Annotated in this window: 22 protein-coding genes; 6 read left to right on the top strand and 16 right to left on the bottom strand. The window is 66.5% G+C overall.

What is annotated here, in order from left to right; translation table 11 throughout:
• Positions 1–44: 44 nt before the first annotated feature.
• A complete protein-coding gene (locus ACIP9X_RS05020; RefSeq protein ID WP_400478636.1) occupies positions 45–785 on the top strand; it encodes a phosphoribosyltransferase in 741 nt (246 codons plus the stop codon).
• Between the two features lie 155 nt (positions 786–940).
• Here ACIP9X_RS05020 and ACIP9X_RS05025 read toward each other — a convergent pair whose 3' ends face one another.
• From ACIP9X_RS05025 to ACIP9X_RS05035, 3 genes are all read right to left on the bottom strand, one after another.
• Positions 941–2272 (bottom strand): MFS transporter, encoded by a 1332-nt coding sequence (locus ACIP9X_RS05025; protein ID WP_400478637.1) that lies wholly within the window; start codon positions 2270–2272, stop codon positions 941–943.
• 174 nt (positions 2273–2446) lie between these two features.
• Positions 2447–3901, bottom strand: coding sequence for a 4-hydroxyphenylacetate 3-monooxygenase, oxygenase component (gene hpaB / locus ACIP9X_RS05030; protein ID WP_400478638.1), 1455 nt, complete (start codon positions 3899–3901; stop codon positions 2447–2449).
• 58 nt (positions 3902–3959) lie between these two features.
• Positions 3960–4490 carry a flavin reductase family protein gene (locus ACIP9X_RS05035; RefSeq protein ID WP_400478639.1) on the bottom strand — a complete coding sequence of 177 codons (531 nt, stop codon included), beginning with the start codon at positions 4488–4490 and terminating at the stop codon, positions 3960–3962.
• 169 nt (positions 4491–4659) lie between these two features.
• Between ACIP9X_RS05035 and ACIP9X_RS05040 the strand changes: the two genes are divergently transcribed.
• Positions 4660–5394, top strand: coding sequence for an IclR family transcriptional regulator (locus ACIP9X_RS05040; RefSeq protein WP_400478640.1), 735 nt, complete (start codon positions 4660–4662; stop codon positions 5392–5394).
• A gap of 53 nt (positions 5395–5447) precedes the next feature.
• Here ACIP9X_RS05040 and ACIP9X_RS05045 read toward each other — a convergent pair whose 3' ends face one another.
• The 4 genes from ACIP9X_RS05045 to ACIP9X_RS05060 form a co-directional block, all read right to left on the bottom strand.
• Positions 5448–6857: an MFS transporter gene (locus tag ACIP9X_RS05045; protein WP_400478641.1), complete on the bottom strand. Its 1410-nt coding sequence runs from the start codon at positions 6855–6857 to the stop codon at positions 5448–5450.
• Between the two features lie 121 nt (positions 6858–6978).
• The gene (locus tag ACIP9X_RS05050) at positions 6979–10008 is read right to left on the bottom strand and encodes an AAA family ATPase (RefSeq protein ID WP_400478642.1); all 3030 of its coding nucleotides are present in this window, start codon (positions 10006–10008) and stop codon (positions 6979–6981) included.
• Complete coding sequence (locus tag ACIP9X_RS05055; protein ID WP_400478643.1) at positions 10005–11195, bottom strand: exonuclease SbcCD subunit D; 1191 nt, start codon at positions 11193–11195, stop codon at positions 10005–10007. The genes ACIP9X_RS05050 and ACIP9X_RS05055 overlap by 4 nt, the downstream gene beginning before the upstream one ends.
• A gap of 152 nt (positions 11196–11347) precedes the next feature.
• Complete coding sequence (locus ACIP9X_RS05060) at positions 11348–12376, bottom strand: MIP/aquaporin family protein (protein WP_400478644.1); 1029 nt, start codon at positions 12374–12376, stop codon at positions 11348–11350.
• A 366-nt stretch (positions 12377–12742) separates the two neighbouring features.
• Between ACIP9X_RS05060 and ACIP9X_RS05065 the strand changes: the two genes are divergently transcribed.
• A complete protein-coding gene (locus tag ACIP9X_RS05065) occupies positions 12743–13894 on the top strand; it encodes an ADP-ribosylglycohydrolase family protein (RefSeq protein ID WP_400478645.1) in 1152 nt (383 codons plus the stop codon).
• On the opposite strand, the gene ACIP9X_RS05070 is transcribed toward ACIP9X_RS05065, so the two are convergent.
• Both ACIP9X_RS05070 and ACIP9X_RS05075 read right to left on the bottom strand, forming a co-directional pair.
• A complete protein-coding gene (locus ACIP9X_RS05070) occupies positions 13881–14417 on the bottom strand; it encodes a DUF4395 domain-containing protein (protein WP_400478646.1) in 537 nt (178 codons plus the stop codon). The genes ACIP9X_RS05065 and ACIP9X_RS05070 overlap by 14 nt on opposite strands.
• Positions 14418–14426: 9 nt before the next feature.
• Positions 14427–15470, bottom strand: a complete 1044-nt coding sequence (locus ACIP9X_RS05075; RefSeq protein WP_400478647.1) for an exonuclease domain-containing protein — start codon at positions 15468–15470, stop codon at positions 14427–14429.
• Positions 15471–15538: 68 nt separating this feature from the next.
• Here ACIP9X_RS05075 and ACIP9X_RS05080 point away from each other — a divergent pair, with 68 nt between their 5' ends.
• On the top strand, positions 15539–16306 hold the full coding sequence (locus ACIP9X_RS05080; RefSeq protein WP_400479041.1) for a VTT domain-containing protein: 768 nt from the start codon (positions 15539–15541) through the stop codon (positions 16304–16306).
• Positions 16307–16598: 292 nt separating this feature from the next.
• Here ACIP9X_RS05080 and ACIP9X_RS05085 read toward each other — a convergent pair whose 3' ends face one another.
• The 7 genes from ACIP9X_RS05085 to clpS all read right to left on the bottom strand — a co-directional run bounded on the left by ACIP9X_RS05085 (position 16599) and on the right by clpS (position 21996).
• The gene (locus ACIP9X_RS05085) at positions 16599–17426 is read right to left on the bottom strand and encodes a DUF1206 domain-containing protein (protein WP_400478648.1); all 828 of its coding nucleotides are present in this window, start codon (positions 17424–17426) and stop codon (positions 16599–16601) included.
• 207 nt (positions 17427–17633) lie between these two features.
• Entirely contained in the window at positions 17634–18302 is a 669-nt protein-coding gene (gene rdgB, locus ACIP9X_RS05090; protein WP_400478649.1) for an RdgB/HAM1 family non-canonical purine NTP pyrophosphatase, read from the bottom strand.
• Positions 18299–19057, bottom strand: coding sequence for a ribonuclease PH (gene rph, locus ACIP9X_RS05095; RefSeq protein WP_400478650.1), 759 nt, complete (start codon positions 19055–19057; stop codon positions 18299–18301). The genes rdgB and rph overlap by 4 nt, the downstream gene beginning before the upstream one ends.
• Before the next feature lie 41 nt (positions 19058–19098).
• Positions 19099–19896, bottom strand: a complete 798-nt coding sequence (locus ACIP9X_RS05100) for an MBL fold metallo-hydrolase (protein ID WP_400478651.1) — start codon at positions 19894–19896, stop codon at positions 19099–19101.
• Complete coding sequence (gene murI / locus ACIP9X_RS05105; protein WP_400479042.1) at positions 19893–20957, bottom strand: glutamate racemase; 1065 nt, start codon at positions 20955–20957, stop codon at positions 19893–19895. Before murI ends, ACIP9X_RS05100 begins: the two co-directional genes overlap by 4 nt.
• Positions 20958–21059: 102 nt before the next feature.
• Entirely contained in the window at positions 21060–21626 is a 567-nt protein-coding gene (locus ACIP9X_RS05110; protein ID WP_400478652.1) for a DUF2017 domain-containing protein, read from the bottom strand.
• A complete protein-coding gene (clpS, locus tag ACIP9X_RS05115) occupies positions 21619–21996 on the bottom strand; it encodes an ATP-dependent Clp protease adapter ClpS (RefSeq protein WP_400478653.1) in 378 nt (125 codons plus the stop codon). The genes ACIP9X_RS05110 and clpS overlap by 8 nt, the downstream gene beginning before the upstream one ends.
• A gap of 153 nt (positions 21997–22149) precedes the next feature.
• On the opposite strand from clpS, the gene ACIP9X_RS05120 reads away from it, so the two are divergent.
• Positions 22150–23478: a nicotinate phosphoribosyltransferase gene (locus ACIP9X_RS05120; protein ID WP_400478654.1), complete on the top strand. Its 1329-nt coding sequence runs from the start codon at positions 22150–22152 to the stop codon at positions 23476–23478.
• A gap of 9 nt (positions 23479–23487) precedes the next feature.
• Complete coding sequence (locus tag ACIP9X_RS05125) at positions 23488–24138, top strand: isochorismatase family protein (RefSeq protein WP_400478655.1); 651 nt, start codon at positions 23488–23490, stop codon at positions 24136–24138.
• Positions 24139–24186: the final 48 nt, after the last annotated feature.

The following is a 24186-nucleotide window of genomic DNA, read 5'->3' on the forward strand; positions in this document are numbered from 1 at the left end:
GGTAGGCTGGAACTGAGGGGGGCGGGAAGACCGGAAGTGGACCAATGGGCATGGTTTTTGAAAACCGGGAGGAGGCCGGCAGGCGCCTGGCCGCGGCACTGCCGCAGTTCCGCAAACAGCCGGATACGGTGCTGCTCGGGCTTGCGCGCGGCGGTATTCCGGTGGCGTCCGCTGCAGCCGAAGTCCTCCATCTTCCCTACGGCACCGTCCTGGTGCGCAAGCTCGGCATCCCCGGCCACGATGAGACGGCTTTCGGAGCCCTGGCGTACGCGGGTGCCATCGCCGCCGATCCGGCTGAAGGTGTCGGATCCTCCCCGCCGGACGCCGATGCCTCGGGACCGGCGGCGTCCCTCCCGGAGGCCCGCAGGATAGTCCGTCTGCTCAACAGGCCGCTGGTCGAGCGGCTCATGGCCAACGGGGCGCGGCAGGAATGGCTCGACCAGGTGGAGCGCCGCGAGCGTGGCGAGCTGCTGCGCCGGGTGGAAGCGTACCCGGGCGCCGGCCTGGAACTGCGCGGCAAGACAGCCCTGCTGGTCGACGACGGCCTCGCCACCGGGGCCACCATGCGCGCAGCCGTCGAGGCAGTCCGCGCAGCCGGCGCCTCGCGGGTGGTGGCGGCCGCGCCCGTGGGGTCCATCGAGGCCGAAAGGTCCCTGTCACGGGTCTGCGACGTCCTGTGCCTGCATCTGCCGGGGAGGTTCCGGGCGGTGGGGAGCTTCTACAGGCATTTCGAGCAGCTGACTGACGACGACGCCATCGGACTGCTGCACGGCGCGCACGCGTAGTCGGCCCCTGCCGGCTCCAAGAGACGGCAGGCCAGGGTGCCAGACCCACGACCGCGGGACCACCACTGCAGGCCCACGACGGCGGGCCCGGGCAGCTGCCCGGGCCCGCATCCTGCGAACTTCAGGTATGTATGAGGGTGTCTGCGCGGGAACTGTCAGTGGTGGCTGATCCCCAGCGGATTACCCCTGGTTTCCTTGGCCAGCAGCACACCCACGGCCGAGATCACGCAGAGGATCATGATGTAGATGCCGATGGATCCGGTCCAGTTGGTGCTCAGCAGCAGCGACTCCGCGATCGTCGCGGCGAAGGCACCACCGAGGATGGCGCCGAACGCGTAGCCGATGGAGATGCCCGAGTAGCGCACGTTGGCGGGGAACATCTCGGCGTACATGGCGGACATCGGCCCGTAGGACAGGCCCAGGCCCACCGTCAGGACGAACAGCGCGATGCCGTACAGCAGGATGTCCTTGGTGTCGATGAGGGCGAACATCGGAATCATCCACGCGAAGACGATGCCGTACCCAATAAGGAAGGTCTTGACGCGTCCGATCTTGTCGGACAGCCAGCCGCCGACCAGCGTGAAAATCAGCCAGCCGAAGGATGCGAGGGTGGTGGCCAGCAGCACCGGCGGGGCAGGCATTTTCAGGACCCTGGTGGCATAAGAGATGAAGAAGGCGATCAGCAGGTAGCCGGCCGCGTTGTTGCCGATGAAGATCATGGTGGAGTACAGGACCGGCTTCTTGTGGTGGCGGATCAGCTCGCCCAGCGGCGCCTTGCTCTCCGCCTTCCGTGCGGCCATCTCCTTGAACACGGGGCTTTCAGCCACGGCCCGGCGGATCAGGTACCCGACGACAACCAGCACGATGGACAGCAGGAACGGCACACGCCAGCCCCAGGCAGCGAAGTCTTCCCGCGACATGCTCGAGTTGAGGAAGAACAGCAGGCCGGTGGCGAGGATCATGCCGACGGGAACGCCGATCTGCGGGTAGGCGCCGAACACTCCGCGCTTGCTCCTCGGGGCGTGCTCCACGGCCATCAGCGCCGCGCCGCCCCACTCCCCGCCGGCCGAGAAGCCCTGGACGATGCGGAGGGTGATCAGCAGGACCGGGGCCCAGAAACCGATTTGGGCATAGGTGGGAAGCATGCCGATGAGGGCCGTGGCGGCACCCATCATGATGAGGGTGAAGACCAGCATGGCCTTGCGTCCCAGCCGGTCGCCGAGGTGGCCGGCGATCACGGCGCCGAGCGGGCGGAACAGGAAGCTGATCCCGATCAGGGCGAACGAAAGAATCTGCGCCAGGCCGGGATTCGAGGCCTGCAGCGGCGTGAGGAACAGCGGTGACAGCAGCGTTCCTGTGAGCTGGGCAAAGATGAAGAAGTCGTACCACTCGATGGTGGTGCCGACCAGCGTCCCGGCGAGGACTTTCCGTTCCTCGCGTTTGGTGCTGGGACCCGCCTCTGAATCGACGGTGGAAGTTGGCGACATTGAAACTCCGTAGCTGGGCAGGCGAAGTGCCTGGTTGGGTGCCTGGCATTGCTTTCTGACCTTGAGTCCCGATCATCATTTACTGATCGAACGGTCAGTTAGGTACGAGGATACTATGGATATGTGACAAAGCACACTTAATTTCCCGGAAACCCCGCAGGACCCTCCGAAGCCTCAGTCCTGTCGGTGCAGGAGCTCCCGGAGCCTGGCCCTCACCGGCTCCCGGTCGTAGGTGTTGACGAGTGCTCCTGCCATCCTCACGGGGTCCCCGAAGAAGAAGTATTCGTAGAGGGACTGGCGCCCCGAGAAACCCGAAATGGACGCGTCAAAGGCCAGCTTGAAGAGCCGCACGCGTTCCGGGCCGGTGAGGGTCTTGCCCTGCAGGTAGAGGTCGATGTCCGCCCTCGCCTCGCTGTTGACGTCCGCTTCACCAGGAAGGGCCATAAGGCCGGAGGCCGAGAACTTCCGGATAATCTGCGGGAAGCGTTGCGCGATCTTGGGGTACCAGTTCCGGGCAGCGTTTAGGGTGGTCCACTTGGGCAGCAGGACACCGGCCTCGTTGGGTGCGGCGTCAGCCTCGGACGCGCGGATTAGCGCCTTGCCGATTTCGACGTCGATAATGAGTTCCGCGATGTCCTCCTGGATGTGCTGGAACCCGTCGATGCCGATCGAATCGGCCAGTTCGGAAGCCAGCCCAAGGAAGAACTCGCTCTTGGCGATCGTCCGGGTGACCACTTGGTGGGTCATGAGCGCACCGGCGCCGGTCTCGGTATAGAAGGCGTTGCAGAGCTGCGGGTTGCCGAGCATGAAGATACGCTCGTTCGGAACGAAGACGTCGTCGAAAATGGCTACGGCATCCATTTCCTCATAGCGCGACGCCAGCGGCTCGTCGTGGGTGCTTCCGCCGTTGTAGAGGGACGTTCGGCACAGGTACCGCAGCCCCGGGGTGTCGTTCGGAATGGCGAAGGCATAGGAGTAGGGAGCGTCTTCCGGGCCGCCGCGCAGCACGGTGGACGGGAAGACCAGGAGCTCGTCCGCGATAGGCGCGATGGTGGCGAGCATGCGGGCGCCGCGGACCACAATGCCGTCGCTCCGCTCGTCCACGACGTGCGCGGACAGCTGGCCCCCGAGCTGCTCGGAACCGGACACGGACCGGTTGACCTGAGGCGGGATCAGCGTATGGGTGGCGAGCGTGTCATTTTCCCGCGCCCATTCATAGTAGTTGCGGATGTTGTCCGCAAATTTGGGATCCGCCTGGGCGAACCATGTCTCCGCGGTGCCCAGTGCAGTGAGGGCGGAGTTCATGTAGTCCCCGGTGCGTCCCAGGAACCCGTTGGAGGCTTCGGCCCAGGTTGAGATCGCCGCCCTCCGGCGCCGCAGGTCTTCTTCGGTCCGGGGTACCAGGAAGGACGCGTTCACCAGGTCTCCGGTCGATGGTGATTGGTACGTCAGCGCCTGCTGGTGCCTCTTGTCATGCTGCATGTCGAACAGCTTCGCGTAGGTCGCCGCCACATTGCGGAAGGCGGGGTGCTCGGCAACCTTCTCCCTGACCACCTCCCCTTCGATCACGACATGCGTCCTCATGCCGTTGAGCTTGTCCAGGTAGTGCTGGCCGGTACGGATTCCCATTGTTCTCTCCAGTCATCGTTGAACTGCAGGTGATTATGCGGTGGCCTGTGAGGCGTTCCTAGAGAAGGTCTTCCATGCCGAGCTGGCTCTCCGGAATGGTGGTGAAGGCACTGTTGGCGAAGGCCAGGGCGTCTCCGCTGCGGTAGTTGAAGTCGATAACCTCACCGAGATACAGGGTGTGGTCACCGCCGTCGTATGCCGCCCAGGGCTTGCACTCAAACCAGGCCAGGACGTTCGAGAGGCGCGGCGCCGTCGCGCTTTCCACCCACAGGGGTTCGGAGCCGGGGCGGCCGGCAAAGTGCACGGCCAGCTGGCGCTGTTCTGCGCCCAGGATGTTCACGGTGAAGGGACGGCCGGCGAGCTCATCATGCGCCCTGGTGTTGCGGGCGATGCTGACCAGTACCAGAGGCGGCTCCAGGGAGACCGAGGTAAAGGAGTTGACGGTGATCCCGTGGCGCTTGGTTGCGCCGTCGAAGGTGACGATGGCGACGCCGGTGGCGAACCTGCCAAGGCTTCCGCGGAACCTGTGCGCCCGGGGGACCGAGGTCCTGCCGGGGACGACCGCAGGCGCCTCTGGCTTCGCTGTCATCGCCGGTCCCCTTCCGTCACGGCGCCCTTTTCGGGTGTGCGTACTGACCTGCAGGAGGAGGATATTCTATAGTTGAACTTAGAATTCCTATATGGAACGCTAGCTGAATGTAGTGCCGGGCACAAGGCCCCGGACGAACCGGCACCTTCTCCCGCCTAGGATGGACACCATGAACCCAATTGGCAGCGCCGGAGCACAGGTGGCCCCCGCCCAGGCCTCCCCGTCGCAGACTCTTTCCAGGGGCATCCGCGCCTTGGAAATCATGGCAGAGTCCGAGAACCCCCTCACGATCGCTGAGCTGGCCGATGCCATGGGTGTCCACCGCTCCGTCGCCTACAGGATCCTCCGGACACTGGAGGACCACTCCCTGCTGGTCAGGGACGATGCCGGGCGCGTTCAGCCGGGGCCGGGCCTGGCCGTGCTCGCGAGGGGCGTTTCCCGCAACCTGCAGACGGCTGCCCTGCCTGAACTCACCCAGCTCGCCAATTCCCTCAACATGACCGCCTTTATCGCCGTCTGGGACCATCAGGACTGCGTCACCCTCGTCACGGTGGAGCCCCGCCACTCGGCGCCGATGGTGGTACAGCACCCCGGCTCACGCCACCCCATCAGCAGCGGCGCTCCGGGCATCGCCATCCAGTCGGCACTCTCGGAAGAGGACTGGAACCGGCTGGCCCCAACGGTGCCGTACCGGCCCGAGGCCGCCGAGGCCCGCAAACGGGGTTTCGCGGCCAGCCATGACGAAGTCATCGCGGGCGTTTCCTCGCTGGCAGCCCCGGTCCGGGTGCCGGGCGGGCGGCCGGCCGCCGTCGCCGTCGTCTATATCCGCTCGTCCCAGGATCCGTCCGACATCGCCGCGGCGCTGACGCGAAGCGCGGCGCGGATTGAGTCGCAGCTGGCCTGACGCTCCCCCGCCGCTGGCCAAGGAAGAAAGGACGGCGCGCGGCAGGCACGGGCTCAGGGCGCCGGAGTGCAGGCCACCAGTTGTTGCTTCCGCCGGCTGGAGCGGATGACGACGGCGGCGGCCAGGCCGAGTACGAACAGCGCCACTGCGGCGGCTATCGCCACGATGAACGCCGCCGTGTACCCCTGGCCTTGGGCCAGCTGGCCGGCTATCGATGATCCTGCGGCCGTGCCGGCCACGATCCCGCCGGCCAACGCCGTCATGACGGTGCTGAGACGGCCGGCAGGTGCCACCATCCCGCCGACCGCAAAGGCGGTCACCATGACCGGGCCCACCGGGAGACCGAGGAGCAGCAAGGTCAGCACCATAGACTCCACCGTCTCGGGCAGGAGCAGCAGTGCGGACAGCCCTGCCATGGCCGCGGCGCACGCCAGCCACCGGGCAGCGGCCGTGAACTGTGCCGGCCAATATGCCACGGAAAAGGCCGCGGCTGCGGAACTGAGGCCCATCACGGAATAGAGCAGCCCGGCCGCCTCCGGCGCCGCGTAGGTGGCGGAGAAGGAAATCAGGGCCGTCTGCGTGGAGCCGAAGAAGGTGCCCATGCAGACCATCGCCAGCACCGGGACGGCGACGGCGGCCGAGGCGGCAATCCGCCGCCGGGCGGGTACGGCGGCAGCCGTTGATCCTCGTTGCGCCGGGCTCTTCGCGGCGGCTCTGTGGTGCCTACCGCTCCGCTGTTTGCCGCTTCGGGGAACCGCACGATGCGTCGGGTGTACCGCGAAAGCAGGCACGAGTGTGAGGGTGAGTGCCGCGGCAAGGGCCAGCGGCAGCCACGGTGCCACGAAACTGGCCAGCAGGCCAACGAGGGCCGGACCCAGCACGAACGTGAGTTCGTCTGCGGTGCTTTCATAGGAGAGCGCCGTGTCCAGGTCCGTGCCGGTGTTTTGTCCTGTGCTGCTGTCCTGTCCGGCGCTGCTGCCGTGTCCGGCCCCCGAGGTCAGCGCCATCCACCGCACGCGCGCGAGGGGGCCGACTTGGGGACAGCTGACGCCTGCGAGGAAGGCCGCGGCAAGGACGGGGGCTGCTGCGGCGAATCCTTCATCCGCGGCGGCGGCGAAGCTACCGCTGCTTGGGAGGGAGTAGGCCAGGGCAATCAGGGCGAGGACCGCGGCCGCATTCAGCAGGGCGGAAACCAGCAGGATTCCCCGCTGGCCCCGGCGGTCCGCCAGAGCACCCAGGACAGGTGCACCGAGGGCAGACCCGATCCCCACCGCCCCGGCTGCTGTTCCGCCGATCGCATATGAGCCACTCACGGAGGTCACAAGCGTCAGGGTTCCGACGGTCAGCATGGCAAGAGGCAGGCGTGCGAACAGACCAAGGGGAATGAAGGTGCTGCCGGCCAGCTGCGGCAGCCGCGCGAACCGTGAGGTGGAGGGGGCAGGCGGTTGTGAAGTGGTGGTCATGAATCCGGGCTCGTTCAGTTCTGCGCATCGTCCCTCCTCCCGACGCGCCCGACCCGGTAACGCTCCGATTGTACTGGAATGGCCTGTTTGTCCTGAAAGTCGCCCGGCTGAGATGTGCGGGTCAGGCCGCCGGCACCGCGTCCGAAATATGCAGGGTGGAGCCGTTGCGTCCCTTGACGACCTGGAGCTGGGCAGCGATGCGCTGCTTCATCTCCCCTACGTGGCTGACCAGGCCCACAACCCGGCCGCCGTCGCGCAGTCCCTCGAGTGCATCCATGACCTGTTCCAGGGCCTGTTCGTCGAGGCTCCCGAATCCTTCGTCAACGAACAGCGTCTCAATGTCCACGCCCCCGGCCTCCTGCTGAACGACGTCCGCCAGCCCCAGGGCGAGCGACAGCGACGCCATGAATGACTCCCCTCCCGAGAGGGTGGAGGTATCACGCCGCTGGCCGGTCCACTCATCCACGACTTCGAGGCCGAGCCCGGATTTTGCTCCCCGTGCAGCTTTCGCGTCCGTGTGCTGCAGGGTGTACCTTCCCTCGCTCATCGCGACGAGCCTCTCAGAGGCGGCAATAGCAACCTGCTCCAGCCGGGCAGCCAGCACATAGCTGTTGAGACTCATGCGGTAGCTGTTGTCGCCGCCGCCCCGGGCAGACTCCGCGAGGGCCGTCAGGAGTTCTCCCCGTTCCCGGGCGGAACGCCCCGTCTCCGCCAGTTCAGCGTACTGAACCCGCAGTCGTCCAAGGGCCTTGCACTTCTGGGCTGCCATGGCGGCCGCAAGCGCCGTGTCCCTCGACTGCTGCGTTGCCTGCTCGGCTTCAGCCTTCAGGCGTTCCACTTCCCCGGCCACAGGGGCGGCGCCGGCTTCCTGCTCCTTTTGCGCCAGGATGAGCTCTTCACTCGCGAACAGCTCCTCGATCCTGGCCTGTTCGTCTCTTCCGGCCTGAACCGCCGCTTCCAGACGTGCAGCATCGCCGGCGGCCAGCATTGCCGCGCCCGCTGCGGCAGCCGACTCGAAGCCGGCCTCCGGAAGGGCGAGCTCCAGCCGGGACCGTGCTTCGTCCAGGCGCCCCTGCGCGACGTCGACGGCGGAGCGGGCAGCGGCTGCCCTCTCCAGGATCGCGATGGTCTTGGTGATGGCGGTGCAGCGCTGGCCCAGGCTGGGATATCCAGCGCGCAGGGCGGCAAGAGCAGATTCCAGGGCGGTGGACTGCTCGTCCAGTTCAGCCACCGTGGATTCCAGCTGGGCTATGCGTGAGAGGCATTCGGTCCGTGCCTGCTCACCGGCGGTGACGCGGTCTTCCAGGTCCTCCTGCCGTGCTTTGGCCTCGGCCAGTTGCACCTGCGCCGTTTCCGCCGCTTCGGCAGCTTCTCTCGCCAGCCTGGCTGCTTCTTTCGCCTCGGCAGGATCCGTGTCCCCGTCCTGCCCCGCCAACACTGCAAGCTCCTGCCGGATTCCGGCCAGCTCCTCGTCCCTTGCGGACAGGGCGATCTCTGCGGCGTCGCAGACTTCCTTGGCCCTTTCCTCCTGCTCGGCCAGGCTCAGGACCGATCCGGCCACGGGCACCGGCGCCGGATGCTCCGTGCCGCCGCATACGGGGCATGGTTCCCCGGCCTGCAGACGGGCGGCCAGTTCCGCCGCCGCATTCGCCAGGCGCTGTTCCCGCACATCGAGCCACCGCTGCCGGGACTCGAGGTGTGTTTCCTTAGCCTCGACCTGCCGTTCTGTTGCCGCCGCGCATCTCTCTGCGGTGGCACCGTAGCGCCTCACGACATCCACGAGCTCTTCGGCCGCCAGCGCCTCCTTCGTGCGGAGCACTGCCTCTCCTGCCAGCTGTTCCAGCGGCAGCATCCCCTCCCGAAGCCGGTCCCTTTCTGAACGGAGGGCTACGAGGGTTTCGGCGAGGTCCTGATTGGAGCCCAGCAGCTCCTGGCGCTCCGCCGTGAGGGCGGACTTCCGGGCCAGCAGTGCCGTCAGCCTGTCCTCGTCAGCCACGCGCTCCTTCACTACGGCCAGCACGGAGTGAAGCCGTCCGAGCTCGGCGTCGATGGTGATGTGCGCGGGGTCCTGGTGCGCCAGTTCCGCGTCCGTTCGGGCAAACGCAAGAAAGTCACAGTTGGCGCGCGTCAGTGCTGCGGCTGACCGTTCCAAGGCGGTTTCCGCAGCATCGAGGGCCTGCAACTGTCCGCTGAGCGTTGAGGCGTTCCGGTGAAGGGCGAGCCGGTCAGCTTCCCGTTTCAATACAGGAGCGGCTTCGCTGGCCGCTGCTTTCCTGCCCAGGGCGGCGGCGAGCTTCTGGTGCCGCGCCTCGCGTGCGATTTCCGCGTCAAGCCGGGCGGTATGCTCGTGGCATACAGCCTCGCAGGATTCAGCCTCCGCTCCCAGCTCGGCGGCACGAAGCGAGGCGGAGCTCTCCAGCCAGGCCAGCATCTCCGTGTCATGGCCTGGCCCGGGCACGGCTGCCAGGTCCAGCCCCAAGGCCTCGCCTTCACTGCGGGCCCTCTCCACCAGCATGGCGAGCTGGCTGTTGAGCCCGCCGATCTCCTTGGCCGCTTCAGCGGCTCTGACCGCAAGTTCACGTTCAACGGCCTCAAACCGTTCCGTGCCGAAGAGCTTCTGCAAAAGATCCAGCCGGTCCGATGCCTTGGACCTAAGAAAGGCCGCGAAATCACCCTGCGGGAGCATCACGACGCGGGTGAACTGTTCCCTGTCCATACCGAGCAGAGCTGCGATCTCACCCCCGGCCTCGTCATTCCGGCCGGACTTCTCGACCCACTCCCCACCGACCCGCTCCCGCAGGAGTGTCTTGGCTTTTTGCGTGGTGAAGCCGTTCCGTCCACGGGCGCTCGGCTTGTCCCACGCCGGAAAGCGCGAGACCTCGAAGCGCCGGCCACGGGCGGTGAACTCGCACGTAACGCTGGGTTCTGTGGCTGCCGCGGCATGGTCACTGCGCAGCCTCTTGCCGTCTTGGCGGGCACCGGGGACTGAGCCGTACAGCGCATAGCAAATGGCATCCAGCACGCTGGTCTTGCCGGCGCCAGTGGCTCCGTTGAGAAGAAACAACCCGTGCGCGCTGAGCCTGTCAAAGTCGATTTTTTCCGTACCGGCAAAGGGGCCGAAGGCGCAGATCTCCAGCCGATGGATCCTCACAGCGACACTCCCTGCAGTCGGACGGTTTCCAAGGCTTCGGCAAGGACAGCCTTCTCGGCTTCGTTCGCCTCCCGGCCGCGGACATGCTCGAGAAATCCGCAGCAGACCGAGAGGTCATCCTCCGCCTCCGCGAGCCTGCTGCTGTAGCTGACCTTTACGGACGGCGCCGCGCCCTGGGGATCAAAGCCCAGCACGAGGGTGTCCGGGAATCTAGCCCGCAGCCGCTCCATTGCCTGGGCGGGCCGCTGCGGATCCGTCAGGATCACCTGGCAGTACGCTTCCTCCGCCCACGAATGCTCGGCGGACTCGAGCAGTTCGTCGATAGTTCCCCGAAGGACGGCCAGTTTCCTTGGCGCGTCCCACTGCACCGGCTCCACCCTGGTCACGCCGGACTCATCGACGTCGATGATCCAGCCGCCTTTTTGATGCTTTGCCTCAGAGAAGGAATAGGCAAGCGGGGAGCCGGAATACCTCACCGCGGGAGACAGCGTCTGGCGGCCGTGAAGGTGACCCAGGGCGGTGTAGCTGAAGCCAGCGAACAGATCCAGCGGAACGGCTCCGACTCCTCCGATGCTGAGGTCCCTCTCGCTGTCCGAGCTGATACCACCGCTGGCGAACGTATGTGCCAGCACCACGGAGTGGACAGTCCGCGAGGCGCTGCGTCTGGCCAGGTCCTCCCGGATGCGGTTCGTTGCGGCGCGCGTGACGTCGAAGTGGCTGGCCGAATCCACGCCCAGCTGGTCGGCGACGAGACGCGGTTCGAGCCACGGGATGCCGTAGATGGCCAGGGCGGGGCGACGGTCATCCCCGCCGTCGCCGTCAGTGGCGCCCAGCGGAATCATGAGCGGCGTGTCCAGTTCCGCGAGACGGGTGCGCAGATGCACCCCGCCGCGCTCCAGGAGCCGCGAGGCAAAGCCGAGCCTGATGGCGGAGTCATGGTTTCCACTGGTGAGCACCACCCGGGCGCCGGCCCCCGTCAGCCGGACAAGTGCCTCGTCCAAAAGGCCCACGACGTCAACTCCCGGCAGGGCACGATCATACACATCGCCCGCAATGAGGACCACGTCGACGGACAATTCCTTGACCCGTGCGACCAGCTGGTCGACGAAAGCGCGCTGGGCATCAAGCATGCCAACGCCGTGGAAGGACCGGCCAAGATGCCAATCGGAAGTGTGGAGTAACCGCATGTTTTTAAGCTATCCGTAGGGACTGACAGTTTTAGCGAACGTGCCCGGGCGCGTCCGAAGCCGGCACAGGCCTGGCAGCTCCGTACGTGGCGGCCGCGGTGCTGGTCCAGCCGATCTGCCAAAGCTATGCCTGCCGAAGTGCGGTCAGGCAGCTACTTGTCGCCGGAGCCGTCGAAGAAGTCGCGGGCCTCGTCACCGGGAACAGCCGGCCGCGTTTTGGCAGCTGCATGACTGCCGCTGGCGTCACTGTCCGGGCCGTCGCTGCCGCCCTTAACGTGATCGTCGTCGCTGCCGCCGGCATTGGCGTCGCTGCCTCCCTTAATGTGGTTGGCGTCGCTGCCGCCGTCATCGTCGAGGCCGCCGCGGTCGGAGCCCCCGGCCGGACTCACACCGGCCGCATTTCCGGCCGCCACCTCGCCGTCGCCGACGGCGGAGGCGGCACGGAATACGAGGCCGGCGATGGCCGCACCCACCAGCGGAGCCACCCAGAACAGCCACAGCTGCCCCACCGACCAGCTGTTGCTGAACAGGGCCGAGGCGGTGGCACGGGCAGGGTTGTACGGGGCGTTGCCGATGGCTTGGCCGAACTGGAGCAGCACAGCAAGTGACAGGCCGACCGCGAACGGTGCCGCTGCAGCGTGAACATTGCCGCGGGCCGTGGCGCCGAGGAAGACGGCGACCAGCAGGGCAGCGCCGAGGACTTCGGCGAGGAGGACTCCGGCCATCGACGTCTGAACGACGGAGTGTTCGCCAAAGCCCGCCGTGACAGTATCAAAGGCTGCCTTGGTGTCAGGGATGCTGGGTACAGTGCGAAGGATGCCGTACAGCGCCAGGGCACCGGCAGCGGCACCTGCCAGCTGCGCGACGACGTAAGCCGCGGCGTAGCCCGTCCTCAGGCGCCCGGCGACAAGATGGCCCAGGGTGATGGCGGGGTTGAAATGGCCCCCGGAAACGTGGGCGAAGGCCAGCATCGAGGCGGTCACCGCCAGTCCCCCGGCGAGCGCTGCCGGCAGCGGGTTGGACTGCGGAAGAGTGAACAGCGGAACGCCCAGGCCTGCGACGACCAGGAACAAAGTGCCAAACGCTTCTGCCGCGAGCCGGGAAACCATCCCGTGCCGGAAGCCGGCGTCAGCCCGGTAAGGTTCGGCGGTGGACGGGGACACTGGCACTCGGGCAGTCATGATGGGACAATCCTTTGTTTGACGGGCCGGCCTCTGGCGGGTGAGCCGGCCCATGTTTCGCGACGCGCCGTTCGTGGGCTTAAGGTGGCGGGCCGGGAACACCTGCACGTGCCGGGGTCGGCCTCTGCATACTGTCAGTGGAATCTGGACGCTTGCTGAATTCGAGCTTAGCCTCTATGCGCATCCCGTTCCGTGAGCCGTTACGGTGACAACAGGCGCTGCCCCGGGGCGGAAAGGCGGCGTTCCGCTGGGAAGAGCCATTAGGCCGGTGAGGAAGAACACTGCTCCGGTGAGGAAAAACACACAGCACTGCGGCGTCTGACCCTCGCGATACCGCCGCCCCGCCGGACGGGTAAATTTACGTGCATGAGCAATTCTCCCGTAGTGCCCGCGGCCGTGCCGAGCCCTAAGTCCCGCATCCACGGTTGCCTGTTGGGCGGCGCTCTCGGCGATTCCCTCGGCTACGCCGTCGAGTTCGATTCCATCACCGCCATCCGTGACCGTTTCGGCGCTGCCGGCCTCCGTGACTTCGCAGCGCTCGACGGCGGTACCCACTTTTCAGATGACACCCAGATGACGCTATACACGGTGGACGGACTCGTGGAAGCACTCGAGTGGGCCAACGCGGGCGTAGGGGCCGACGCCAACGCCTGCCTTTGGCTGGCCTACCTGCGCTGGCTCGAGACCCAGGGCATTACAGTCCCGGATCCGGCGCCCAGACCCCAGGCGCGCTGGATAGACCGGCAGCCCGTGCTCCGGCACCGCCGCTCCCCCGGCAAAGCCTGCCTCAGCGGGCTCGCCACCGGTGAGATGGGAACGGTGTACCGCCCCGTCAATCCGGACTCCAAGGGCTGCGGAACCGTGATGCGGTCGGCCCCGTTCGGACTGATACCCCACATCCCTGCCGAGGCGGTCTACAAGCTGAGCGCAGACGCCGCTGCCCTGACCCACGGGCACCCTTCGGCACGACAGAGCGCAGCGATCTTCAGCCTCCTGATCCACACCCTGGTGCAGGGCGGGACGCTGCAGGCGGCCGCCCGCACGGCCGCCGAACACGTCCGGTCCGATCCCGAGGCAGTGCCGGAGCTCCAGGAGCGTCTCGACGCCGCCCTCCGCTTGGCGGGAGCAACTCCTGCGAACGGGAGTGCTGTGGACAAGAATGCTGCGGACTGGGCTGCTGCACCGGGACCGGCTGCCCTGCTTAGCCCTGAAGATCTGGTCCGTGAACTGGGTGAGGGCTGGGTCGCTGAGGAGGCGCTCGCCGTCGGGCTTTACGCGGTTCTTGCGACAGCAAAAGGGGACCACGGACCGCTGCCGCCGGTGGAGCATTTCAAAGCGGCCGTCGCCGTGGCGGTCAACCACAGCGGAGACAGCGACTCCACCGGCTCCATCGCCGGCAATATCCTCGGCGCCTACTACGGCGAAGCCTGCCTGCCGGCGGACTGGCTCGAAGCCCTGGAAGCGCCTGAGGTGATCCGCGGCATGGCGGACCAGCTGGTGTCCGTTACAACTGCCTAAGGGAAATGTTGTTGCAGGCCTCGCAGACGTCCTCCGGGATCATGCCCCGGCGCTGCAGGAAGCCGAAAATAGTGCAGCCAAGGCAGAAGCCGGCGAAGGCTTCCAGGGACGCTGCCGCCACCAGCACGGCCAGCAGTCCCCATGCTGCCGTGGCCAGGCCGGCGAAGAACAGCACGGCCGCCGCAGTCGAGACCGCGGCTCCGATCCCCTGGGCGAACCGCTTGGGCGGTCCGGGGACGAGTTTGGCCCGGCCGAGGCGGGGGGCCAGAACCTTCACCGAGAGCAGAGCCAGCGGGGAGATCCTGGGGCCGAAAAGCACCCGGAGCCAGAAACCTGCAGCGATCACCGCCAGGCCTAGGCCGGAGTCGGCCAGGAACGTCGCTGCGGCGAGCAGCACTACGAGGCCGGCCGTGAGCCGGGCAGCGTATTCGTTCACGGGATTCGGAAAGGCGAACACTGCGCGCCAGTCGATCCCGCGCTGTTGCGTCGATGCGGGCAGGGGTGACTCGTGCGGGCTGCTCATGCAGCAAGGCTAGGAGTGCAGGACCGCCGCTGGGAAGCTTTGTTTCCCCGGATGAAGTCCGCCGGAGGCCGTCCCGCCGATCATCTGCAGGAATTCGCCTTCGGAAAGGACTTCGATCGACTGGCCCCGCTCGTGCAGCTCAAGCACCCGCTTGGCCTTGCCCGTCAGGCGGCCGGACCGCAGGTCGCGGGCGTCGAACCCGTCACCCACCACGAGCACGCTGGTCCGGGCCGTGACGCGGCTTTCCGGACGTGCTCCCATCTCAGCGGAACGGATCTTTGCCTCCGGGCGCGGAATACCCAGCTGGCCGGTGAATACCACGGTCTGCCCGTACAGGGGATGTCCCGGCTCGGCGTCCAGGCTGGGTGCGGGGTTCTCCCCCTCCTCCGGCCATCCGCTTCGAAAGGGCTGTGCAATGCGGGTCCCGCCAACGGCGGCCAGGGCAGTGAGGGTTGGCTTGGACATTTCATCGCGGGCCGGATGAAACGCCTGCTGACGGGGTATCGCCAGCCCCAGCGAAAGGTACAGCTCCGCGATGCTGTTGGCCCGGTTGCGGGCGGCGATGTCGATCAGAATGCCGGCACAGGCCCGCGCGTCCTCGGCGGCGTCGTGGTGGTTGACCAGGGGCACGCCGGCCTCTTCAGCGGCAAAGGGCAGCGAGTTGGAGACCAGCGAGTAGCAGCGCCGGGACAGCATCACAGTGCAGACATAGTCGTAGGCGGGCCCGGGAAGGCCCGAGACCTCCAGTCCTGAACGGATGACACCCAAGTCGAAAGCGGCATTGTGCGCCGCCAGAATGTCGTCGCCAATGAAGGCGCCGATCTCGGGGAACAGTTCCCCGAAGCGGGGCCGGGCCGCCACGTGCTCCGCGCGGATGCCGTGGATCCGCACGTTGTGATAGTCGAACGTGTCGTGGTTTTCCGGCGGGCGCATGAGCCACGATGCCTCCTCGACGATCGCACCCCCGCGGACCTTGGTGAGGCCAACGGAGCACGGTGACCCGCGAAATCCGTTGGCGGTCTCGAAGTCGATCGCCGTAAAGTCCAAACCCACGGGGTCAACTGTAGCGCCGCAGGAGCGGCGGGACGTTCAAGTACCCTTGAGTGGTGAACCTTAATGCCATCAGCGACTTTGCCGTGCCCATGTTGGGAGGAGCCGGACCGGTCCAGCCGCAGCTGGCCTCGTTCCTTCCCGACTGGCTTAACCCCCAGGTATTCCTCGCGGATCCCGCCCTTGCACCGTGGGTGGTGCTGCTGGTCTGCGGGATCATCTTCGCCGAGACCGGTCTGCTGGTCGGGTTCTTCCTTCCCGGTGACTCCCTGCTGTTCACCGCCGGCCTGCTGGTCGCAACCGACACCATTAAGTTCAACATCTGGCTCTTCGCAGCGCTCATCATCGTGGCGGCAATCATCGGAAACCAGACGGGCTATCTCATTGGTTCCAAGGCCGGTCCGGCAATTTTCAACAAGCCGGACTCCAGGCTGTTCAAGCACGAGAACGTGGAAAGCGCCCACAAATTCTTCGAAAAGCACGGCGGCAAGGCCCTGATTCTGGCCCGCTTCGTTCCCATCATCCGGACCTTTGTTCCGGTCATCGTGGGCGTCGCGCAGATGGACAAGCGGAAGTTCTTCCTCTTCAACGTCATCGGTGCGCTCCTATGGGGTGGCGGCGTGACGCTCCTCGGCTACCTGCTGGGCGACCGGGTTCCGTGGGTCCGCGACAACCTGGACATCATCTTCATCGTGATCGTGCTGCTGTCGGTCATTCCGATTTTCATCGAAGTGGCGCGCGGATTCGTGGCCAAGCGCCAGGCCGCCAAGTACGGGACCGACGTGGTGGAGGAGTTCATCGAGGAGCACGAGCCCGAAGAGGAACGCAAGACTCCGTAGCGCCCATTCCCGGCCAAGAGCCTCGAAGTGCGCACAAGAACGCGCCCCACATGCGTGGGGCGCCTTCTTGTTTAGCGCAGGCCCATGGCGTGATCCCCCAACGTTGACGTTGATGCAGAGGACGAAGGCCTCCGGCATCGATTTGGGTTACCAGACTCAGACCAAGGTCCTCCGGAGTGGATACCGACGACTTCGGGAACTGGCAGAGACGCCTCCGTGATGGGCTGCCCATTGCAGTGAAAACGCACCAGTCTTCCTCTTCTGCCCTAAACACGCCGCCTCGATGGGGAGCTTACATCCGAGCGAATTTGGCCTTCACCATCAGGTAAAGGCCGTAGCAGATGAGCCCGGCGCCGACAGCCGTCAGCATGTAAACCCCGTACGGCTGCTCGCGCAGCGCCTTCAGCCCGCCATCCAGGCCGGTGGACTCCTGGGGGCGTGCATTGACGGTGGCTAAGATGAACAGCAAGCCCACCAGAAACAGTGCGACACCCTCTGCTATGTAGCCGACCATGCCCAAGCCGGTCACGACGGACCGTGCGGTGCCCGAGGGCGGCAGGCTCAGATCCTTCTTGAACGATCCTTTGAGTCCGAGGACCACGAAGACAAGGCCGGCACCGGCGATTGCGGCTCCGATGATGATCAGCAGGAACGCACCCCCGGGTGCTTTGATGATCGAGACTGTGAAGTCGCTGGTCGTTTTTCCGCCGGTCTGGCTGTTTCCGCTAGCAGAGGCAGCGAACGTCAGCGCGATGACTGCGAACACCACAGCCTTGCCGGCTGCGGACAGCTTCTTTGCCACCTTCTTCTTGGCCTCCAAGTGACCGTAGTCGAACACGGCGTTACTGGTTTGCCAGAGAGCCAGAGCCACGCAGGCGGCAAAGCCGGCCCACAGCAGCAGCAGCCCCTCGGGCTGGCGGGCGAGCTGGGCGACCGCACCGGCCTGATCCGCCGGCCCGGCCGGTCCTGCCTTGACCAATGCCAGCTGGATGGCGACGGACCCGATCAGAAGGTGCAGCAGGCCGCTGACGGCAAAACCTGCCCTGGCCGCAATCACGAAAGCCCTGGAGTTCGATGCATCCTCGACCGCATTCGCGGCGTCCTTCAGCTCTTTCTTCATTGCTGATCCTCAGTGCAAGCGCAAGCGTAAATGCGGTGATGCAACACGCCTATTTTGTCACGCTACTCCACGCACTTACAGGCCTCGCCGGAGCCGGCGACGACCGCCTGGTTCGGGCACGGCTCAGCCACAAGCGCACCGGGGCGACAACCCGTTCCTTTTTGATGGCTCCCTCGGGACGTGCTTGCCGTAAGGGTGGAACGCGACTTATTGTTCGGCGAGGGCGTCCACGATCGCCGGCAGCAGGGCACGGAACGCCTGGCCCCGGTGGCTGATGGCGTTCTTCTCCTCGGCGCTCAGTTCCGCGCAGCTGCGGTCCAGCCCGAGCGGCTGCAGTATGGGGTCGTAGCCGAAACCGCCCTCGCCCCGCGGCTCCCGCAGCAGCGTACCGGCAAGCTGGCCGTATTCCACCACCTCGCGGGCCCCGTTCCCGGATCCAGAGGCGGACGCGGGACCGGGCGCTGCCAGCGCGGCTGCGCACACGAATGCGGCGCCGCGGTGCGCATCCGGCACGTCCGCGAGCTGGGCCAGCAGCAGCCGGAGGTTCGCGGCATCGTCACCGTGCTGCCCTGCCCAACGGGCGGAAAAGATGCCCGGAGCGCCGCCCAGCACGTCCACCGAGAGCCCCGAGTCGTCGGCAATGGCCACCAGCCCGGTGGCTTCGGCCACCGCCCGGGCCTTGAGCAGCGAATTCTCGGCAAAGGTCACACCGGTTTCGACGACGTCGGGACCTCCGACGGCGGCGGCGTCCACCACCTGGGTGTCGACGTCGAGCCCGGGGACCTGTCCGCGCAGCAGTTCGCGCAGCTCCCGCAGCTTTCCCTTGTTGTGCGTGGCGAGCACCAGGCGGGGAGCCGGTGCACCGTTTTCGCTCACGGCGCTTCGGCCAGGGTTTCGCGCTGGATGGCCGCGAGCTGCTCGGTGCCCAGGAGGGCCAGGTCAAGCAGCTTGTTGAGCTCATCGCGGTCGAAGGGGGCCCCCTCGGCGGTCCCCTGAACCTCCACGAATTTGCCCGAGCCTGTCACCACAACGTTCATGTCCGTTTCGGCCCGGACGTCCTCGATGTACGGCAGGTCCAGCATGGGGACGCCGTCGATGATACCCACGGACACGGCAGCGATGGTGTCGATCAGGGGCTGGGCGTTCCGGGCGATCATCTTGTTCTCCCGGGCGAAGCGGATCGCTTCGGCGAGCGCCACGTAGGCGCCGGTGATCGCGGCAGTCCGGGTTCCGCCGTCGGCCTGCAGGACGTCGCAGTCCAGCACGATCGTGTTCTCGCCCAGCGCCTTGGTGTCGATGATCGAGCGCAGGGACCTGCCGATGAGTCGTGAAATTTCGTGCGTGCGGCCGCCGATCTTGCCCTTGACGGATTCGCGGTCCGAGCGCGTGTTGGTGGCGCGCGGCAGCATGGCGTACTCGGCGGTGACCCAGCCGCGGCCCTCGCCCTTCAGCCAGCGCGGCACACCCTCGGTCAGGGACGCCGTGCACAGCACCCGCGTGTTGCCGAACTCAATCAGGGCGGACCCTTCGGCCTGCTTGGACCAGCCCCGGGTGATGCTGATGGGCCGGAGCTGGTCGGGAGTGCGGCCGTCGGCACGGATGACGGGGGTTGTTGTTGCTTCGGAAGTCATGCCTCAAGCTTATCGACTTCCACGACGGCGGCTGGCCCGCCTCAGACGGTGTAGTGCACCCCTGCCACCGCGACGGCGACGTCTCCGCCGAAAGCGGGACGTGCCTCGGCCATCACCTTTGTCGGGGAGGTCCACACGGGGATGTGGGTGAGCAGCAGGCGGCGGGCACCGGCCACCGCTGCCGCTTCGCCTGCCCTCTTTCCGGTCAGGTGGACATCCTTGATGCCGTCGTCCCGGCCCTCCTCGAACGCTGCCTCGCAGAGGAACAGGTCAGCGTCCTTCGCGGCCTCTTCCAGGCCGCGGCATGAGTCAGTGTCACCGGAGTAGGTCAGTACCCGTGTCACGGCCGCTCCGCCCGGGCCCGGCTCCGTCACCTCCACGCGCAGCGCGTAGGCCTCCTCCACGGGATGGTTCACGGCGAACGGGGTCACGGTGTATGGCCCCACCGTCACGGACTGGCGCTCGGTCCAGTTGGTGAAGTCGAATTCCTCGTGCATGCCAGGATCGAGGTCGAGGCCGTAGGCGGTGGCCATCCTGTCGGCCGTCGCGGCCGGGCCCCAGACCGGGATCCTGCCGCGGTCCCAGCCGCCGGGCTTCCAGCGCACGGCCACGTGCAGGCCGCACAGGTCCATGCAGTGGTCCGGGTGCAGGTGGGTGAGGAAGATCGCGTCTATGTCCTCGAGGTCCGTGTACCGCTGGATGGCACCGAGGGCGCCGCTGCCAAGGTCCATGACAACTTTCCAGGTGCGTTCGCCGTCATGGGCGGTCAGCAAATAGCAGGACGCAGGCGAACCCGGGCCCGGGAAGGAACCGGTGCAGCCGACGATGGTGAGTTTCACAGGAGGGAGCCCCCGGGCGACTGGCCGGCGGAGGCGCCTTGCCCGACAAAGTTCGAGATGCGCGGCCGGGTGGCTGCGCGCTGCGCCGCGGCAATCATTTCAGGGGTGATGCGGGCCAGACTCCCCGTGGGGTACTGCGCAGCCACGTGGTCCACATGCTTGACGCTGAGGACCTCGGGCCCTAGGAACCTGCGGGCCAGGGCCTCGAACTGGCCGGCGTCGCCGGTGGCGATGAAGCTGTGCTCCGGCGGGGCGGCGGCAGTGCGCTCCAGGCCGCGGCTTGCGAGGGCGCGGTACACGTCCTTGGCCGTTTCCTCCGCGCTGGAGACGAGAGTGACATCCTCGCCCATGACGTAGGAAATAACGCCGGTCAGCAGGGGGTAGTGGGTGCAGCCGAGCACCACGGTGTCTACCCCCGCGTCCTTCAGCGGTTCGAGGTACTCCCCCGCCACGGCCAACAGTTCAGGACCGGTGGTGATGCCGGCCTCCACGTAGCTCACGAAGGCGGGGCAGGCCACGGAGGTGATCGCCAGGTCCGGAGCAGCGGCAAAGGTGTCCTCGTAGGCACGGGAACCGACGGTGGCGGACGTGCCGATGACTCCGATCCGGCCGGTGCGGGTGGCTGCCACCGCGCGCCGGACCGCGGGCTGGATCACTTCAATCACGGGAATTCCGTAGCGGGCCGTGTACCGCTCCCGGGCATCGCGCAGCACGGCGGCCGAGGCCGAGTTGCAGGCGATGGTCAGGAGCTTGACGCCGGAATCCACCAGTTCATCCATGACGCCCAGGGCGTTGGCGCGCACCTCGGCAATGGGGAGCGGACCGTACGGCCCGTGCGCGGTGTCCCCGACGTAGAGAATCGATTCGTTGGGAAGCTGGTCGATGATGGACCGCGCCACCGTCAGTCCGCCGACGCCCGAATCAAAGACCCCGATCGGCAGTGATCCCAGATCGCCGTCAATGGTCGTTGCGGAATCCGCCGCAGGTCCTGCTGCCGAATCCGTGCTCGATGCTGAAGTCATGATTATTCGAGGATAGGTCTTCCCGGTAGGCGCGGCCATCACTTGTGGTGTCCGCCTCATGTCGAATTTGTCACATTTGGGAACCCGGGCGCGGGCTCACACGTGGAGGAACCCGGCGAACGGAGTGCCCGAAAGATGCGTTCAGGGACGGGGATCCATGGCCTGCAGCATCGCCTGGACGAGCGACTCCTGCAGCCACGTGGTGAAGTTGTAGACGAGGGCCAGGTAGCTTTCGACGTCCTCGGCCTGGGACCAGTCCTGCATCTGGTGGACGTGGTCGGCGTCGGCCTCATCGCGGATGTCGAGCCGTTCGGCCAGGACAAGGCGGACATCATTCAGGGCGGTGGACCAGTGCCGCGCATCCGCGGCGGTCAGCACCAGCTCGTCCCTGTCAAGGTCCATGGAGGCGGCGCGCAGCGCGCCGATTTTGCTTTCCCGCAACGAGCGCTCGGTGAGCTGGCGGAACTCAAGGGACGCGGCGCCGTCGTCCTTAACGGCGTTCGGCAGCAGCCTGCGCAGCGCGCGGTCCGTCGGCTCCTGGACGTCCATGTCGAGCCCGATCATGACGGAGAGCGGATCCTGCTTTCCGCGGTCAGCCGGCTCCAACATGGAGATGACGTCGTTGAAGAGTCCGCGCAGGAGCTCCCGCTCTGCAGGTTCCAGGAATCCGGTAATGCCCTTGATGCCGTATTTGAAAGCCTTAGCCACGTTTTCCCTTGCCCTTGCCCGGGCCGCTCTTGCCGCCCCCGTTGTCTCCGCCGGCGGCCTTCTCAACCGTTGCCCAGAGGCCGTAGCCGTGCATGGCGACGGCATGCTGCTCCACCTGTTCCTTGCTGCCGTGGGCAACAATGGACCGCCCCTTCTTGTGGACCTCCATCATCAGCTTGTTCGCTTTGGTTTCCGAATACCCGAAATAACTCTGGAAAACATAGCTGACGTAGCTCATCAGATTGACGGGATCGTTCCAGATCACGAGGTTCCAGGGGATGTCCGGGGCAGTCAGGGCGTCGGTGGACACCGCTGTTCCGGTCTGGGTGCCCTCCTGGGTGTCAGGGCCGAGCGCAACGCTTAGGGTCATCTGTCCATTCTATGGCGATGCTGGGCCCACGCCGGCGAGGGCCCCGCGGCGAAGCGAAGCGAGACGTGGGAGCCGGTGGTGGGCCCACGCCGGCGAGGGCCCCGCGGCGAAGCGAAGCGAGACGTGGGAGCCGGTGGGGACTAGAGTGATTTCGTGAGTACCAATGCCGGCTGGACCCAGCCCCGCACGTCCCTGTTCACTGATCACTACGAACTGACCATGCTGCAGGCCGCGCTCCATTCCGGCGCCGCGCACCGTAAATCGGTCTTTGAGGCTTTCGCCCGCAGGCTCCCCGACGGCCGGCGCTACGGGATTGTCGGCGGCACGGGCCGTCTTCTGGAGGGTATCGCCGCCTTCCGCTTCGGCGAGGCGGAACTGGAATTCCTGGGCCGGTCGGGAGTGGTCAACCGGGAAACCCTCGACTACCTCGCGGATTTCCGTTTCACGGGGGACATCTGGGGTTACGCCGAAGGCGAGGCTTACTTCCCCAACTCCCCCATCCTGATCGTGGAAGCGACGTTCGCCGAGGCCTGCATCCTGGAGACCTACATCCTGTCCGTGCTGAACCACGACAGCGCCATTGCCTCCGCGGCCTCGCGGATGGTCACGGCTGCCGGCAACCGGCCCTGCATCGAAATGGGGTCCAGGCGCACCCAGGAGGAATCGGCCACCGCTGCGGCCCGCGCCGCGGTCATCGCCGGCTTTGACAGCACCTCAAACCTGGAAGCGGGACTGCGCTACGGCATCAAGACAGTGGGCACCGCCGCCCACTCCTTTACGCTGCTGCACGACAGCGAACGCGAGGCGTTCGAGGCGCAGGTCGCCTCGCTGGGGACCGGAACCTCGCTGCTCGTGGATACGTACGACGTCGAAACCGCCGTCCGTACGGCCGTGGAGATCGCTGGGAATGGGCTGGGAGCCGTCCGCCTGGACTCGGGCGACCTGGTGGAGCAGGCCCAATGGGTCCGGCAGCTGCTGGACGAGCTTGGCAATGTGAACACCCGCATCGTGGTCACGTCCGACCTCGACGAATACGCCATAGCGGCGCTGCAGTCTGCGCCGGTGGATGCCTACGGGGTTGGTACCTCCCTCGTCACGGGCTCCGGGGCTCCGACAGCCAGTATGGTCTACAAGCTGGTCAGCCGCACGGACGGGAGCGGCGAGTTCGTGTCCGTAGCCAAAGCCGCCAAGAACAAGGCAAGCAAGGGCGGGCGAAAGTACGCCCTGCGCAGGCTCAACGAGCACGGTGTGGCTACGCAGGAGATCATCGGTGTAGGCCACCGCCCTGCGGACGACGGCAACGACCGGCCGCTCCTGCACCAGTTCGTTAAGAACGGGGAGCTGCTGCCGGGCTGGACGGGGCACGAAGGCGTGCTTCGGGCCCGACAGCGCCACGCCGACTCCATGGGCGAACTGCCGCCCGTCGTCCACCGGCTCCACCGCGGCGAACCGGCACTTCCCACGATTTACGAGGAAAGCTGAGGAAACCAGATGTCACGGGCACTGATTATTGTCGACGTCCAGAACGACTTCTGCGAGGGCGGCGCGCTGGCGGTCGAGGGCGGGGCCGCGGTGGCGGGAGCCATCAGCGAGTACGTCGAAACGCACCATGGCCAGTTCGACCACATCGTTGCCACGCAGGACTGGCACATCGATCCCGGCGCGCACTTTTCGGAGTCACCTGACTTCAAGGACAGCTGGCCGCCGCACTGCATCGCAGGATCGCCCGGAGCCGAACTTCATCCGGACCTCGACACCGAACACATCCAGGCGTACTTCCACAAGGGGCTGTACGCCGCCGCCTACTCCGGCTTCGAGGGCCTGCTTGCGCCCGAGGATGCCGTACCCACCGGGGAACGGAAGCCCGGCGCCCTGCCTACCCCCGTGGACCCCTCTCCGGGCGACGAGGACTATGCCCCCGAGGAAGACTCGATCGGCCTGGACGACTGGCTGCAAAGCCACGACGTGGAGGATGTGGTGGTGGTGGGCCTCGCCACTGACCACTGCGTCATGGCCACGTCCTTGGACGCCGTGCAGGCCGGCTATGCCGTCACCGTGATCAAGCGCCTGACCGCCGGAATTGCCGATGATCTGGACGATACCTACGCGGAGATGGAACTGGGCGGCGTGGACCTCGAGTAGCGGCAGGGCAGTAAACGAAGGGGCGGGGCCGCATGTTGGCCCAGCCCC

It is taken from the genome of Arthrobacter sp. NPDC093125 (assembly GCF_044754225.1).
In the GTDB taxonomy this organism is placed as follows: Bacteria; Actinomycetota; Actinomycetes; order Actinomycetales; family Micrococcaceae; genus Arthrobacter.